Genomic DNA, 15,216 nt, shown 5'->3' with positions numbered 1-15,216 from the left:
ATGCCTATGGCTTTAGACGTTTCGATCACTTTAGGGCGAAAATTTTATTAAACATACAGTATAAAGAAATTGGCGTTCATTTAGGTTGAGGGGTGGATTTAAATTCACTCCACCCCAACATTTGATTTAGAACCGAAAAAACGGATCGATTTTCACTGTTAAAAAAGAATGTCGATCAACGACGACCAATTTCAAAAGGGCTTATTCGTAGCTTGAAAGAAGACTTTTTAATTAAAAATACATATCACTCCAATGCGATTGAAGGAAATAGGCTAACAGTTTATGAAACGAAAGCGGTGCTAGAGGACGGCATAGTTATTGCTGGAAAATCCATGAGAGAGCACCTAGAAGCTATTAATCATAAGGAAGCTATTTTAGTTGCAGAAGAAATAGTGCAGCAAGATCAGCCCCTCTCGGAAATAGTGATTAAAGAATTGCATGGCATCGTCTTGCATTCAATAGACAGAGCAAATGCAGGGAAGTATAGAGAGCAGAATGTAATCATATCAGGTGCCTCTTATACTCCACCTGATGCTGTAAGTAGTTCCACAGATCCATGATGAACTAATTCTACTTGCCATCGACGAAGGGCGTATCAGCGATAAATATGTCGCCTTCGATGCCACACATTTTGAGGCAAGAGATCGAGTCCAAGCCGCCAAAAAGAAAAAGAAGCAGGTACCGAAAAAGCACGGACGGAAGCCTAAGGCCGAACGTGAACAATGGTTAAAGGAAAAGCAGGCTGAAGAAGACGCACGTCCGATTAATGAGAAAGAGATTGCAATAGGAAGAATTAAAGGTTTTGCCTTTTTGAATTTGCATCCGTCAAAGGATTAATATTAATATTGTATTTTATTTTAATGTCCATCTTCTTGTAAAGTTCAATCCATTTTTTTTCATCCATTGGTTTTGAGAATGGTTTTAATGTATGAATGCCTAGCTGTAATGGATCCACATTCAATTCTTGCATCTTTTTTACTAGTTCTTGTGTTTGTTTTTCAAGATTGGATTGGATATCTTTTTTAAAATCTTCTAAATCCTGTGGGTCAAATAATTGCTTTTCTCCCCGGTATTCTTCAATTCTTGAGTCTATATTCACTGTATAGGTCATTGTAGACAAGCTTTTATTGATATCCACTTTCGTTTTAGACCTAACATGACCGAGAACAACTTGTAATTTTGGAATCGGTAAAACTGCTAAGTAGTGATCGTTGTGTAACAGTTGGAAGATACGATCATCAAAAGTTGTTAGGATTTCAACTAGTTTATCATTTTGAAACAGGGCTGTACCTTCATAGCTGATAGCGTCATTTTCTATTTTGAATACAGGTAAGAAAGGATCTGAATAAGGAGTATATAACAAATTTTTAAATTCATGTAGATTAACGACACTTAATTCTCCCTGATTTTTTTCCTCATAGTGCTTCAGCATTTGGTAAAAAGAGTAATCAAGATTTTCTTGTTTGTCCAATTGATTTTCCAAGTATTCTTCAAAATTTCCTTTTACGATAACTAAATAGATTCTCAAAGAAATATCCGGATCAGTCAATAACACATTAATAATGGACATAATCCCCTCGTTTCTTCCGAGGTCTTCATTAATTATCAGCATTCGCATTTGCCCAAATTTCATTTCCTGGTAGAAGTTTAAATTAAAACTCCTTAGTACCTCCTTTATTAAGCTTACTTCTTGCGTCACTACACTCTTTTTTTCTTTGCTTAGAGAAGGCAAAATCGTACTGATTTTTATTTTACCTTCATCCCCTTTACTAAGTGATAAAAATGTCACTGGAGTAAGCTCTTCAATAATGTTATTTTCAGTAAAAGGGGCACATCCAGTTAACCATAACGCCATAAATATGATTGACAATTTTTTAGCCATCTTCTTTCGTAGTCTCATGTTTATTAACCCCCTTTATCTTCATCACTACGATCATAGTAATTGGAACCACTAAGTAACTTAAGCTTCCTGCTAAAATTTGAAGATTAAGTAAAATAACCTGCTTTTCATCTGACTTCCAAATCCATTCATTCACAAGAATCATTCCAATTAAAATAATGAATACACTGAATAAAAAGCCTACTTGACTGGGTGGTCTCTCCATTTTCCCACTAGCTATTTTAGATGCTCCATAAAACAACAGTAGAAAAATTGAAACCGCAAAGACGATGTTAAATAATTCTAAAGAAAGCATGACCATATCAATACGTTCAATTACTGGATTTTGAAAATAACGGGCCATAGTGACAACTGGAAATTGACTTTTGCTTAAATAATTGGAACCGAAATAGAATAAGGACGCCATATATAAGAATACATACTCTATAACGGTTAGAGCATTGCCATAAGACAAATAGCGAAATGTCTTATTATTTGTTTTAAACCACGGTCCCAAAAATACCAGAAATTCAGGCCCTGAAAATGAAGATAAAATTAAAAATATTCCTTTCCAGGAATCCACACTTAATTCCATTGGAATAATCGGATACAAATCACTGAGTTGAGCTATTGGAGGAAAGAAGAAAAAAGCAAAGAATAAGAACATCCAAAATGTACACAAAAATGAAATCACGACAAAACGTATAGTTTTTTCAACGCCCTTCCATGCTACATACAAACAAGACAACAGAATAAAAAAGATAAGCCAATTTGAATCTGTAGCTGGAAACATAAATATTTGAACCATTTCCGAGAATCCTAACAAAATCACGAAAAGTTTAAGCAGGATAAAGAACAACCCGATGAATGAGAGGAGACGTACAAGTTTTTTCCCGAATAATTGGACAAATCCGTTGTATCCTTCGCTAGAAAACCGGGTTAAAAACCATTTGGATAAAAGAAGAATGTTTAGTTGAGACAATATGCCGACCGCTATAATCACCCAAATCATATATGAATGGATCAAAAACCTTGGCATAATCAAAAAAAAGTAAAGCATTTGGAGGCGATTTACCATCAACATGACATAGAACCCATTATAGGTTTCATTCTTATTAAATAATTGAAGGGCTTCCATCAGTTCATCTCCTAGTTTGATATCTCTTCATCTTCAGCGGTTTAAGATGTTCTGGACGCTCCTTCATTTTGACTAAAGGCCCTCGAATGAATAGGTCAAGCCAATCTTTTCCGTAGAAAGGGGCAACAGGAGATAAATATGGCTGCTTGAGTGAAGACAAGCCATTAAGGTGGGCTAAAATGATAATCATTGCCAAAACAATCCCTACTATCCCAAGAAACGAAGAAAATATAAGAAGAATGAATTGAATCAATGAATTCGCCTTTGTCACAAGGTAATTAGGAACAAGAAAAGATCCGATAGTTGAAATCCCTACCATGACAATTAACACCTGACTTGCCATACCAGCCTCAACTGCTGCTTGACCAATTACAATGCCCCCAATAACCCCAAGCGTTTGACCAGTCTTTGTTGGCATCCTTAAACTTGCTTCTTTTATAATTTCAATAAAAATCAACATGATAAATGCTTCCCAAAAAGGAGTGAACGGAAGCTTGCTCCTTGACTCCACCAAGACGAAAAGTGTTTGTAAAGGAATCATTTGATAGTGATGAGTTGTTAATGCCACGTAGAATGGGATCAACGTGATAGACAGAATAAAACTTACATATCGGATGATGCGCAAAAAACTGGCAACTACCCATCGATTAATATAATCCTCTGGTGATTGGAACAAATGAAAAAAAGTAATTGGGGCAACGAGAGCAAAAGGTGTATTGTCTACCAGAATCGTAATTTTTCCTGATCCCAGAGAATAAGCAACAACATCAGGTCGGTCAGTTTGCTGAAACTGAGGAAAAATACTATCTTGATGTTCCTCCATGAATTCTGCTACTTGAGAAGAATCAGATAAGAGATCATAATTAATTTCCGAAATCTTCTTTTTGGCGGTTGAAACAAATTCTGGATTGGTCAGCCCTTCTATGTACAATAAAACCACATTTGTCCTACTTAAAGAACCAACGGTGAACTTCTCTGTTTTCAGATCATGTGTTGGAAGACGCCTACGAATGAGCGTAATATTTTGTTCTAGCTGTTCACTGAAGCTGTCTTTTGCTCCTAAAAGGATGGTTTCAGTATCGGATGGTTCAATTGCTCGTCCAAGTGGATTTTCTAAAGGGATAGCGAACCAAAGATTTGACGAAGAGTCAAATAACAAAACAGATCCTTTAAACAGCTGCTTTTTTGCCTCATTAAAAGTGGAAATGGGGTTTATTGTTGAGTGAACATTGCATTCCTGAATGGATTGTTTGGAACAGTTAGATAAAGGTTTTAGAATGCTTTCATTTAATCTTTCTTGGTCAATCAGAGTTCTTACGTAGATAAGATCAACATGTTGATTTTCAGAAATGTTGATTTCCACAAATTCCGCATCATCCATTTGAACGAGGGCTTTTTTTAGAGTCTCTATTGATATTTCTGATTCTGCATTTGATTGAGAATCAGGCTTATTTTCATCTGATTGTTTTTTCCAAAACATGTACATTCCTCACTTCTATATGTTAAAAAGCATTTTGGAAGAACGGTAAAATTCGATATTAATTCCATTGTTGGCTTTTTAAGCTTGAAATATACGAAACTAAATTAATATGATGCAGAGGCACAAGTAGACATTAAAGAAGCGATAATGCGAGCGGACTCGATTGAATTGGGGCTGTTATTGTCTAATATTTTCGGTTATGAATCTGTGGAAGATGTTTGGAATTATATTCAGTAAGGGTTTAAATGAGAGTTCTCTTATGAAAAACAAGTAACTGATCTATAGTTGTGTACGAAACTGTAATTCTCCATAGCGGGTTGGAAAATACCTCCACTGATGGCAATGGAGCTCGTTTGTTGTTGAGGACGGTATTTGTGTTTTATTAGATAGAGCTCAACATAATTAAAGGTACCTGTATAACACAGATACCTTTTTGATATTAAACCTCTATCCCCGCAATCCCAAATCCTCCAGGACCAGAATGTGACGAAATCATCGCACCCGCTTCCATCCAAAGACTATTTTCAAATCCTCGTTCTCGTGCAATTTCATTGATCCGTTCTTTAATAGTCTCACTAAGCCCGATAGAGTATATAAAATAAATTTGTTGTCTATCAATGTCATATTGCTGTAAATAGTCTAGTAGCAAACTTTCAGCCACTTTGCTCATGTTCCCACGATATTTTTTAGTCGAAACAAGCTTCCCTTCCACTAATTCAATACACGGTTTGATTTTTAACAAAGCCCCGCCTAGATACGCCATATTACTGACTCGTCCGCCAGCCCGTAAAAAGTCTAAGCTACCCGGAAGGAAGGCAAGTCTCGCTTTGGGAACCTTTGCTTCGATCTTTTCTAGCAAGTGGACAGGATCCATTTCAGGTTCTTCCTCCAGCAGAGCAACCGCATACATAATCACCGCAGTTAATCCGCCTGTGACGTTTAATGCATCGATTAAATAAATATCCTCTACATCTTCCGCTGCGGTTAACGCATTTTGATAGGAAACAGACGCCTTTGATGTATAGCCTATATGAACGATTGTATGATCAGGAAATTCCGTTCGAATCTTTTTGAAAAACTCTTGGTACTCATGGGTATTTGTGGCGGCGGTGGATGGTATCTTTTTGGTGCGGTCATAAAAATCAAATATATCTTGTACGAGTAGATGACCGTCTAAATAGTCCTGACCATCCATGATGACGTGCATGGGTACTACTTGTATATTATGCTTCTTCGCAAGAAATTCCGGTAAATCGGCACCGCTTTCGGTTGTTAGGATGATTTTTTTCACTGAATGTCCCTCCAGTTTGTATTTTATTAGATGTGTGAGTTATTGGGTTTAATTTAACTATACAGGATAGATGCGCGATGTATGTTTAGATTAATGGAATATGTAAAGAGTTTTTATTCAATATACTGATTACCAAAATATCTGTGTAAGAGACAAACATGAATGTTTAAAAAAGATTGAAGGTCTTTTAGACAGGGGACTTAACTTCAAACATTTTAAGATTAATTCAACTAAAGGATATAGATATCGAAAACCTTATTTTAATTTGAAACTTATTCCAGAATTCTGCGTCTGTACGTTGCCTGAAAGAGGTATAGACAGAGAGGAAGGAATCTACATGAAAAAAATACAAATGAAAATGTTGATGACAACAATACTTTTACTGACGTTGTTCATCTCGCCAGCAGGAACGGAAGCGGCTGCCGGCAAAGCGTTCAAGGATGTTTCGAAAAACAGCCCCTATGTGGACGTCATCCATGAGATGCGGGATAAGAACATCATTAGCGGATATCCGAATGGTGAGTTCAAACCGAACGAATCGATTAGTCGGAAGCATGCAGCGGCGCTCGTCAACCGCGCTGTAAAGTTGCCGGCACGCAACAAGTTTGTGGCCTTTAAAGACGTATCAACAAAAAATCCCTATTTCACAGACATCAAAAAACTGCAACAAGCCGGCATTTTCACACCGGATAAAAAAGGCAATCTATATCCAAATCAGCCGATCACTCGCGGGGAGATGGCAAAAGTTCTAACGATTGCCTTCAAGTTGGACGTCCAGTCCGACCTGGATTTTAAGGACGTTCCGAAAACCCACCCTGCCAATGAATATGTGCGTGCCATTTATTCGAACGCGATCACGACAGGCGAGGATGGCAAGTATTATCCCGACAGACCTGTCACGCGTGCACATTATGCCGTATTCCTGCACCGGACGCTACATATGCATGATCCAGTAGATCCATCGGAGCCGGCGCAGCCACTGCGTGGGCAGTTAGGGGGCTATTCGGAAGAGGATCTGAAGAATAGCGACCGCCTTGCCTATCTGATGATGCGTCTGCTCAATCAAAAAGTGACCCGCTACCCGGCCGATTCGCTCATGAAGGAGCCACTGAATAAGGCACCACACTGGGATTATCGGGAAATCGATCTGTATCCCGCAGGCCCGAGCTACGGACAGATGACAAAAGAGAACATTCAGTACTTGAAACGGTTCGTAAGGAAGGATTCCGAAATGGAACAGATGTTGGATCGCTGGGCTGCAGGAGATTTTTCACGCGTGCAGCAAGACTATATCGAACTGTACACGATCTATGACTCCGAATATTTTGTCTGGTGTATGGAAGAGACCTGTCTAGATAGTACCACTCTGCATGTGCGGACGAAGCGCGCGGAGGAATCCTTCATCCGTACGGTATTCGGCCAAAGGGGAGTGGAACGACACAACGAACAGTGGACACCGACGAGTAATTCATTGTAAGTTACCTGTGTGAGAAACAAACGTGAATGTTTAAACAATCATGAAAGTTTCATGCACAGGTAACTTCAATGACTGGTGGCAATGGAACTCGTTTGTTGTTGAGAACGGTACATGGGTTTTATTGGCTATATCCTAACGTAAGTTAAGGTACCTGTATAACTCAGGTACCTTTTGTCGTTAAACATTTATCCCCGCAATCCCAAATCCTCCTGGGCCAGAATGTGACGAAATCATAGCACCAGCTTCAATCCAAAGTTTGATTTTTTACAAAGCTCCGCAAAGATACGCAATATAGCTGACTCGTCCGCCAGCTCGTAAAAAATCTAAGCTACTCGGAAGGAAGGCAAGTCTTGCTTTTGGAACCTTTGTTTCGATCTTTTCCAGCAAGCGGACAGGATCCATTTCAGGTTCTTCCTCTAGCAGAGCAACCGCATACATAAAAACCGCTGTTAATCCGCCTGTAACGTTTAATGAGCTGATTAAATAAATATCCTTGAAATCTTCCGCCGCTGTTAACGCATTTTGATAGGAAACAGATGCTTTTGATGTGTAGCCTTTATGAACGATTGTATGATTAGGAAATTCCGTTCGAATCTTTTTGGAGACTATTGACACTCATGGGTGTTCGTGGCGGTGGTAGAAGGTATTTTCTTTGTACGATTATAATAATCAACTATTTCTTTTACGGGCGGATGACCATCTAAATAGTCTTGACCGTCCGCGATGACGTGCATGGGTACTACTTGTATAGTATGTTTCTTTGCTAGAAAGTCCGGTAGATCGGCACTTCTTTCGGTTTTTAGGATGATTTTTTTCACTGAATATCGCCTCCAATTTGTATTTTATTAGATGTGTAGGTTATTGAGTTTAGTTTAACTATACAGGATAGATGGATGAGGGATTGGAATGAATGGTATAAAACATATGTATGAAAACAAACGTTCATGTTTCAAAACACGCTATATTGTTCAAAGCTTATAGATGATATGATTATAGTATGACAAAGACATATACAATAGCGTATTTTGGCTATCGATATTAGGAGGACATTAAAGTGATTACATCAGAAGAAATAAAAAGAAGACTATGGGATGGTGCCAATGAGTTACGTGGATCAATGGATGCCAGTCGATATAAAGATTATATGTTGGGGTTAATGTTTTATAAATTCCTAAGTGATAAAACCATTGATACATTTAGAATCACAAGTGGGATGAAACAAAATACCGAACAAGAAGTAATTGATGCGTATCGTGAAAGCTACGCACAATATCCTGAACCCCTTATAGAGATGATGTCTGGCGTTCTTGGTTACTACGTATTACCACAACACTTATACCAAAAGTGGATTAGCGACATCCGTTCAGGTGAATTTGAAGTTCAAAAAGTTACAGATAGCTTGAATCACTTTGAACGAACAATTGCCGTGACAGGTGACTCAGATGATTTCAAAGGACTGTTCTCCAGTTCATCACTGGACCTGACAGATACAGCTTTAGGCAGCAACTTAAATGAACGTAGTAAGAACATAAAAGAACTCGTTTTACTCTTTGCTGATCTCAATATGGTTGCCTTGCAAAAAGGAGACGTATTAGGGGACGCCTATGAATATTTAATTGGACAATTTGCGATGGAATCCGGGAAGAAAGCTGGAGAGTTCTATACACCATCCCAAGTGAGTGAAGTCATGGCACAAATCGTTGCAAAAACCAAGTCTATTGAAACCATCTATGACCCGACGGTAGGTTCAGGTTCTCTTCTTTTAACGGTGAGCAAGTACTTATCAGAAGACGAGAAGAAAAGCTTAGCGTATTACGGACAAGAGAAAAATACTGCAACGTATAACTTAACGAGAATGAACTTACTTCTTCACGGTGTTCGTCCTGAAAAAATGAATATGAATAATGGTGACACACTCGCAGAGGATTGGCCAGAAGATCCACAGCGTCCAAACGAAGGTGTCCAATTTGATGCGGTTGTAATGAATCCACCATATTCAGTGAAGAACTGGAATAAATCGAATTTAAAAGTGAGTGATCCACGTTTTGAACTAGCAGGCGTGTTACCACCCGATTCAAAAGGAGATTTTGCCTTTCTGTTACACGGCTTATTTCATTTAGGACAACAGGGCACGATGGCAATTGTCTTGCCACACGGCGTATTGTTTAGAGGCGGCGCAGAAGGAGAAATTCGTAAACGCTTATTAGAGAAGAATTATATCGATACCATCATCGGTCTTCCGGATAAATTATTTACGAATACAGGAATTCCAGTAACTGTCCTTATTTTGAAGAAAGGTCGACCGCTTGGCACGCCTGTATTACTAATCGACGCTTCTAAAACGTTTGTGAAAGAAGGAAAGCAAAACGTTCTACAAGAAAAAGACATTGCACGAATTGTAGATACATACGCGACACGTAGAGAAGAAGCTGGCTATAGTCACTTAGCAACGAGAGATGAAATTATTGAAAATGAGTACAACTTAAATATTCCTAGATATATTGAATCGATTGATGAAGAAATCCCGCAAGATGTCGATGCTCATCTTTACGGAGGTATTCCATATGCAAACATTGCAGATTTAAAAGTACTACAAGAATCTGTCCCAACAATTATCCAACAGGCATTGAAAGAAGTACGTCATGGATATGTTGAACTCACAGAAACTGTGGATGAGCTAACGAAAAAAGTATTGACTGATGACCATGTCATTCAAAAGTCAAAAGCAGTCGAACAACAATTAAAAGCGTATATGGACAAGTATTGGGCATTATTGAAGACAATCGATGATGTGAATGTTATCCCTGAACTACGTGATGCGATGTTAGAGGAGATTAAAGAGCTTTTGTTAGCGTTCAACCATATTGATGAATACGACGGCTATCAGATCATTGCAGAAATTTGGAAAGACAAGCTGACAGAAGATACCGAGATTATCGCATTAACTGACTTCTATACGGCTGGTCGCACACGTGTGCCGTTAATGGTCACGAAAGGTTCTGGAAAAACAAAACGAGAAGAGCAAGATGGTTGGGTAGGCAGTATCGTTCCGACTGAATTGATCAAGAAAAAATTATTCGCAGAAGATGTTTCTACTATAGAAGAAATAGAAACCAGACTTCCTGAAATCGATGCTGAATTAACTGAATTAGTCGAAGCAGCCAAAGTGGAAGAAAGTGATGAAGAAGTTGCGTTAAGTGAAGCGTTGAATGACAAAGAAGATGCTTTCACAATAGGCGCGATACGTTCGCTATTAAAAGAAACAGAAAAAGAAAGTACTGAATATACATTGTTGAAAAGAGTAGAAGGCTTATTAAATGAAAAGACAACCTTAAACCGTGACGTGAAGAAGTTAAACCAAGAGTTAAAAGAAGCAACAGAAAACCGTATCGAAACGTTGACGAATGAGGAAATAGATGAACTTATGCATGAAAAGTGGTTCGGTTCACTCATTTCTAAGATTATGCGTTTAATTGAAAATCCTTTAACAGAAGAACTAGCAGTATTAGAGCAATTACAAGACCGTTATTCTGACACGTTATCTACATTGGAAGAAGAAAGTAAGCAATTAGAGCGAGAATTAGAAGAAATGATGCAACAATTGGTGGTGAATGAGTCTTGAAAGCAAAGAAGTTAGTGCCGAAAAGGCGATTTAAAGAATTTCAAAATACTGATGCTTGGGAACAGCGTAAGTATGGCGAGGTTATAGATTTATTGTCAGGACAAGACTTTTCGCCTTCAGAATATAACGATAAGTGTAACGGTATACCCTATATGACAGGAGCTAGTTGTATAGTTGGGAAAGAGACTATCGTTAACCGTTGGACAACAGTTCCTAGATGTTTAGCAGAAAAGGGTGACGTTTTGCTTGTCTGTAAGGGATCTGGTTATGGAGCAATAGCTGTACTGGCGCAAGATAAAGCACATATTGCTAGGCAATTTATGGCTTTGCAAAATCTATCTGATTTGGATAAAATTTTTAATTTCTACCTAATAAATTCAGTAATAGAAAATATCAAAAAAGATGCTAGAGGTTTAATAGCTGGGATTGCAAGGGATGCTGTTATAAAACAAGAAATTTCTATTCCCTCATTAGCAGAACAAGCCCAAATTGGATCATTACTAAAAACACTTGACGATATTATCGCTGTTCATCAGCGTAAGTTAGAAAAATCAAAAGCTTTGAAATCTGCTTATCTTGCTGAGATGTTTCCTGCTGAAGGTGAACGAGTGCCGAAGAGACGGTTTGCAGGATTTACTGGAGAATGGAAACAAAGAAGACTTGATGAACTTGCTGAAGTTAGAACAGGTAAAGCATTTAGTAGCTTAGATTTTAATGATGATGGCGAGTATTTAGTTATTACAAATAAGGATGTAAATGATCAAAGTCAAAAGAATAACAGAGTAAATAGCAAAATAAATATTACTGATGAAAACATTTTAAGTAGATACCTATTGAAAGGTAATAATATCTTAATAACTATGGATGGTAACGTAGGTAGAGTTAGAAAAGTTACTAACGAAAATGCTGTATTAGCACAACGAGTTGCACGTTTAAACTCAGATCAACTTGAATTCGTTTATCAAATAACTAGAAATAATAATTTTCTTTTTGAAATGAATAAAGTTTCTGTAGGGAATATTATTAAACATATATCACTACAGCAAATAGCTGAGTATTCATTTTTAGCTCCTATAAGTAAAGAAGAGCAACAAGCAATCGGTGAGTTCTTTAAAAAGCTAGATGATACAATTACTAACCAACAACAAAAACTAGAAAAATTAAAAGCAATGAAACAAGCATACTTAGAAGAAATGTTTGTCTAAGGGGGTATTCTAATGGGTAATGCACCAAAGAATGTTTCAGAAGCAAGTTTTCAAGATCGTTTTGTGAAGAAGTTGCAACGCTTCAAATGGAAATCTCCTGAAGAACTCGATGGAACGAAAAAAAAAGTAACGACACAAGATTTAATTAACCATTGGCGTAGCGAATTGAATCGGATCAACGTCGATCAATTAGAAAGTGTTCCGTTAACAGATAATGAATTTAATCAAGTCATGGCACAAGTGAACCAAATTGCCAATAGTTTTGAAGCAGCGAAGTTATTAGCGATGGAAGGGTCTAAAGGAAAGATTGATGGCATTTATCGTGATCCTGACCCTCGCATTACGAGAGAACAAATCACGCTGACCATTTTTAAAAAAGCACAAGTTAGTGGTGGAGATTCTAGTTATACGATCGCAAGAGAAGTCACGACACCAAATGGCAATCGCTTTGATCTTGTTTTACTCATCAATGGCTTACCCCTGATTAATATTGAACAAAAACGAGCTGATAAAACCTTTGATGAAGCGTATAGCCAGTTCAAACGTTATTACCAATCTGGGGAATATACGCTGAATTTCATGGCATTTTCACAAATGATGGTTGTGACTTCTGAAGTTGCGACACGTTATTTTGCGACGCCTAAAACGGTGCATGATTTCAATCCGAGTTTCCTCTTTCACTGGGCGGATAAAGACAATATTCCTGTGAACAACTGGGAAGAAGTCATTAGCCAATTTTTAATGATTCCTATGGCGCATCAAATGGTCGGGGATTACTTAGTGATTGATGAAGCAAGAGAAGAAGACAATCGTCGACATATGCTGATGCGTTCCTATCAAGTGCATGCTCTACAAGCAGTCGAGGCAGCAGCGTTTGGCTGGGATAATGAGGACCGCATTCCGCACGGTGGCTTTGTATGGCATACGACAGGCTCGGGTAAAACGATTACGAGCTTTAAAACTGCCCTCTTTCTCTCTACGCGAGCAGGCTTTGACAAGGTAGTATTCCTCGTCGATCGTCGTGAGTTGGACAGTCGTACAAGCGAGAACTTCAAAGCCTATGCAGCGTATGAATCCGTTTCTGTAGATGATACAAAGCATACATATGAGTTGCGTAAAATCTTGCATTCACCGAATAACGGCATTGTTGTAACGACGACCTATAAACTAAGTAATTTAGTGAAAGATTTAATGGAAGCAAACGATACACGTCTCGCTAATAAGCGCATCGTCTTTATTATTGATGAAGCGCATCGTACAACGATGGGTCAAATGATGGGAACGATTAAACAGTATTTTAGAAATAATAGTTTATTCTTCGGTTATACAGGCACCCCCTTGTTTGATGAAAACCAAGCGAAGGGAAAGATAAATGAAAAAAGTGAACTGATTGATACGACTGAAAAATTGTTTGGTCCACTCATCCATCAGTATACGATTGATGAGGCGATTGCGGACAGGAACGTTTTAGGCTTCCATGTCGATTACATTAATACCGGTGAATTTAAAAGTTATGAAGATCTCAGAGACCAGCTTATTGAATTATTTCAGAACCAGAATCCAGATATGGAAATAAAGAAGATAGAACGAGAAATGCAACAACTATCGGACTTAGAGGTTGAAAAAGCAGCAAAAAAAGCAGGATTACTCGTTTACTATGATGAGACACATATTCCGAGAGTTGTCGAAGAAATATTAACACAATGGCACGCCCAGTCTCAAAACCGAGAATTTAATGCGATTTTAACAGTCGCGTATAAAAAACGTGTGCTTGCTTATTTCAAAGAATTTAAAAAGCAAATGGCCGAAAGAAATATTCGACTAAATATAGCTATGACATTTAGTTTTGGCAGTGAGGATGAGACGGAACGTGTAGACCCTGCTGTCATTGAAAACATGTTCAAAGAATACGCAGCGTTTACTGGAATTGAGTTCGTCGCTGGGGACAAAAAGCGCGGAGAAGACGCCTACTTTGAAGATGTAATTGAACGGGCGACAAGAGGGGGAAGTGGACGTAACCCTAAAAATATAGACCTTGTCATCGTAGCCGATCAATTACTAACAGGGTATGACTCCAAGTTGCTCAATACGCTGTATGTGGATCGTTCACTCGAATTGCATGGATTAATTCAAGCATATTCCAGAACGAATCGTGTCTATGGTTCAACAAAAGAATTCGGAACGGTGATTAATTTCCAATATCCTAAAATCACTGAAGAAATGGTCAATATCGCATTGAAACTTTACGGAAGCGGTGGAACGAGTAGTAAAGCAATTGTCGAGCCTTACCCAACAGCGGTCGGGAGGTTAAAACTCGCATTTATCGAGATGGTGAATACGTTACCTGATCCGACAGACTGGCAATCCATTGAACCGGTTGAAGAGCATAAGAAACAGTTCATACAAGTGTACAAAGAAGCTGCTGCACAATTTAACTTAGTTGAGCAGTATTATGAATATGCATGGGATGATACAGCATTTGGAATAGATGAACGCACATGGCTTCAATATACCGGTGCTTACCGCAACTTAACCTTTGAAGAAGGAGAAGAGTTACCTGGTGATATAGCTCCTGCTTTAGTAGGCAGAACGAAACTTGCAGGTTCACAGATCATTGATGCCAATCATATTCTGAACCTCATTGGATCTAAAGCAACCTCAACGAATGGTATTCAAACGGTCGATGCAGAAACATTACGCATCATCCATCAAGAGATCGAGGAGTTGAGTAACTTCGGTGAACATGAACAAGCGCAATTACTAAAAGAGTTTGTGGTGGAAGAATTACAAACTGGAAACGTGTCCAGCGACATCCATTTCGATCAGGCATTTGAAGATTGGAAAAATGATAAGAAGAGAGTACTGATTTATGAAGTTGCTGATGAGTGGGGCATAAACGGTAAAATTTTTGAAAAGTCCATTGATGCTTATTCAACCACTTCTCCACAAGATATTCCGTTCATAGATGACTTGATTGGTAGTCTGGACTTCTCAGCTGCAACGAAGAAACAAGGTGCTAATCAACTTATGCATAACTTTGCCTTAACACCCTATCTCGTAAAGGTTGTTCCGCAGATTAAATCGAAGTTTAAATCGTGAAGAGATATTAACATAGTACCTGTGT

General features: G+C 38.3%; 11 protein-coding genes and 1 pseudogene. 6 read left to right on the top strand and 6 right to left on the bottom strand.

The genetic code is table 11. The features are described from left to right. Positions 1-212 precede the first annotated feature (212 nt). Both CSV68_RS14325 and CSV68_RS17465 read left to right on the top strand, forming a co-directional pair. On the top strand, positions 213-560 hold the full coding sequence (locus tag CSV68_RS14325; protein ID WP_099662487.1) for a Fic family protein: 348 nt from the start codon (positions 213-215) through the stop codon (positions 558-560). Beyond that, positions 559-780 (top strand): annotated as a pseudogene (locus CSV68_RS17465) (IS5/IS1182 family transposase); the annotation flags it as partial. The gene CSV68_RS14325 and the pseudogene CSV68_RS17465, both read left to right, overlap by 2 nt. A gap of 13 nt (positions 781-793) precedes the next feature. On the opposite strand, the gene CSV68_RS14315 reads toward CSV68_RS17465, so the two are convergent. From CSV68_RS14315 to CSV68_RS14300, 4 genes are all read right to left on the bottom strand, one after another. Further along, positions 794-1,900, bottom strand: a complete 1,107-nt coding sequence (locus CSV68_RS14315; protein ID WP_099662486.1) for a Ger(x)C family spore germination protein — start codon at positions 1,898-1,900, stop codon at positions 794-796. Continuing rightward, entirely contained in the window at positions 1,875-3,017 is a 1,143-nt protein-coding gene (locus tag CSV68_RS14310) for a GerAB/ArcD/ProY family transporter (protein ID WP_233192937.1), read from the bottom strand. Before CSV68_RS14310 ends, CSV68_RS14315 begins: the two co-directional genes overlap by 26 nt. A 4-nt stretch (positions 3,018-3,021) precedes the next feature. Continuing rightward, positions 3,022-4,497, bottom strand: coding sequence for a spore germination protein (locus tag CSV68_RS14305; protein ID WP_099662484.1), 1,476 nt, complete (start codon positions 4,495-4,497; stop codon positions 3,022-3,024). A gap of 439 nt (positions 4,498-4,936) precedes the next feature. After that, positions 4,937-5,788 carry a DegV family protein gene (locus CSV68_RS14300; protein WP_099662483.1) on the bottom strand — a complete coding sequence of 284 codons (852 nt, stop codon included), beginning with the start codon at positions 5,786-5,788 and terminating at the stop codon, positions 4,937-4,939. 337 nt (positions 5,789-6,125) lie between these two features. On the opposite strand from CSV68_RS14300, the gene CSV68_RS14295 reads away from it, so the two are divergent. Continuing rightward, complete coding sequence (locus CSV68_RS14295) at positions 6,126-7,265, top strand: S-layer homology domain-containing protein (RefSeq protein WP_099662482.1); 1,140 nt, start codon at positions 6,126-6,128, stop codon at positions 7,263-7,265. Between the two features lie 264 nt (positions 7,266-7,529). On the opposite strand, the gene CSV68_RS17660 is transcribed toward CSV68_RS14295, so the two are convergent. After that, the gene (locus CSV68_RS17660; protein WP_368665187.1) at positions 7,530-7,880 is read right to left on the bottom strand and encodes a DegV family protein; all 351 of its coding nucleotides are present in this window, start codon (positions 7,878-7,880) and stop codon (positions 7,530-7,532) included. After that, entirely contained in the window at positions 7,871-8,083 is a 213-nt protein-coding gene (locus CSV68_RS17655; RefSeq protein WP_368665186.1) for a DegV family protein, read from the bottom strand. Before CSV68_RS17655 ends, CSV68_RS17660 begins: the two co-directional genes overlap by 10 nt. A 236-nt stretch (positions 8,084-8,319) precedes the next feature. Between CSV68_RS17655 and CSV68_RS14285 the strand changes: the two genes are divergently transcribed. The 3 genes from CSV68_RS14285 to CSV68_RS14275 are packed head-to-tail and all read left to right on the top strand — an operon-like array spanning position 8,320 to position 15,191. After that, on the top strand, positions 8,320-10,887 hold the full coding sequence (locus CSV68_RS14285) for a type I restriction-modification system subunit M (RefSeq protein ID WP_099662481.1): 2,568 nt from the start codon (positions 8,320-8,322) through the stop codon (positions 10,885-10,887). After that, positions 10,884-12,092: a restriction endonuclease subunit S gene (locus CSV68_RS14280; protein WP_099662480.1), complete on the top strand. Its 1,209-nt coding sequence runs from the start codon at positions 10,884-10,886 to the stop codon at positions 12,090-12,092. Before CSV68_RS14285 ends, CSV68_RS14280 begins: the two co-directional genes overlap by 4 nt. Before the next feature lie 12 nt (positions 12,093-12,104). Continuing rightward, positions 12,105-15,191 carry a type I restriction endonuclease subunit R gene (locus CSV68_RS14275; RefSeq protein WP_099662479.1) on the top strand — a complete coding sequence of 1,029 codons (3,087 nt, stop codon included), beginning with the start codon at positions 12,105-12,107 and terminating at the stop codon, positions 15,189-15,191. The last annotated feature ends 25 nt before the right edge of the window (positions 15,192-15,216 follow it).

Source organism: Sporosarcina sp. P29 (assembly GCF_002743265.1).
GTDB lineage: Bacteria > Bacillota > Bacilli > Bacillales_A > Planococcaceae > Sporosarcina.
Note: the sequence above shows the minus strand (reverse complement) of the source record. Positions and strands in the feature narration are given on the sequence as shown.

Coding starts and splice junctions, on each gene's coding strand:
- CSV68_RS14315 (WP_099662486.1), bottom strand. CDS start 1,900: ATGAGACTACGAAAGAAGATGGCTAAAAAATTGTCAATCATATTTATG.
- CSV68_RS14310 (WP_233192937.1), bottom strand. CDS start 3,017: ATGGAAGCCCTTCAATTATTTAATAAGAATGAAACCTATAATGGGTTC.
- CSV68_RS14305 (WP_099662484.1), bottom strand. CDS start 4,497: ATGTTTTGGAAAAAACAATCAGATGAAAATAAGCCTGATTCTCAATCA.
- CSV68_RS14295 (WP_099662482.1), top strand. CDS start 6,126: ATGAAAAAAATACAAATGAAAATGTTGATGACAACAATACTTTTACTG.
- CSV68_RS14275 (WP_099662479.1), top strand. CDS start 12,105: ATGGGTAATGCACCAAAGAATGTTTCAGAAGCAAGTTTTCAAGATCGT.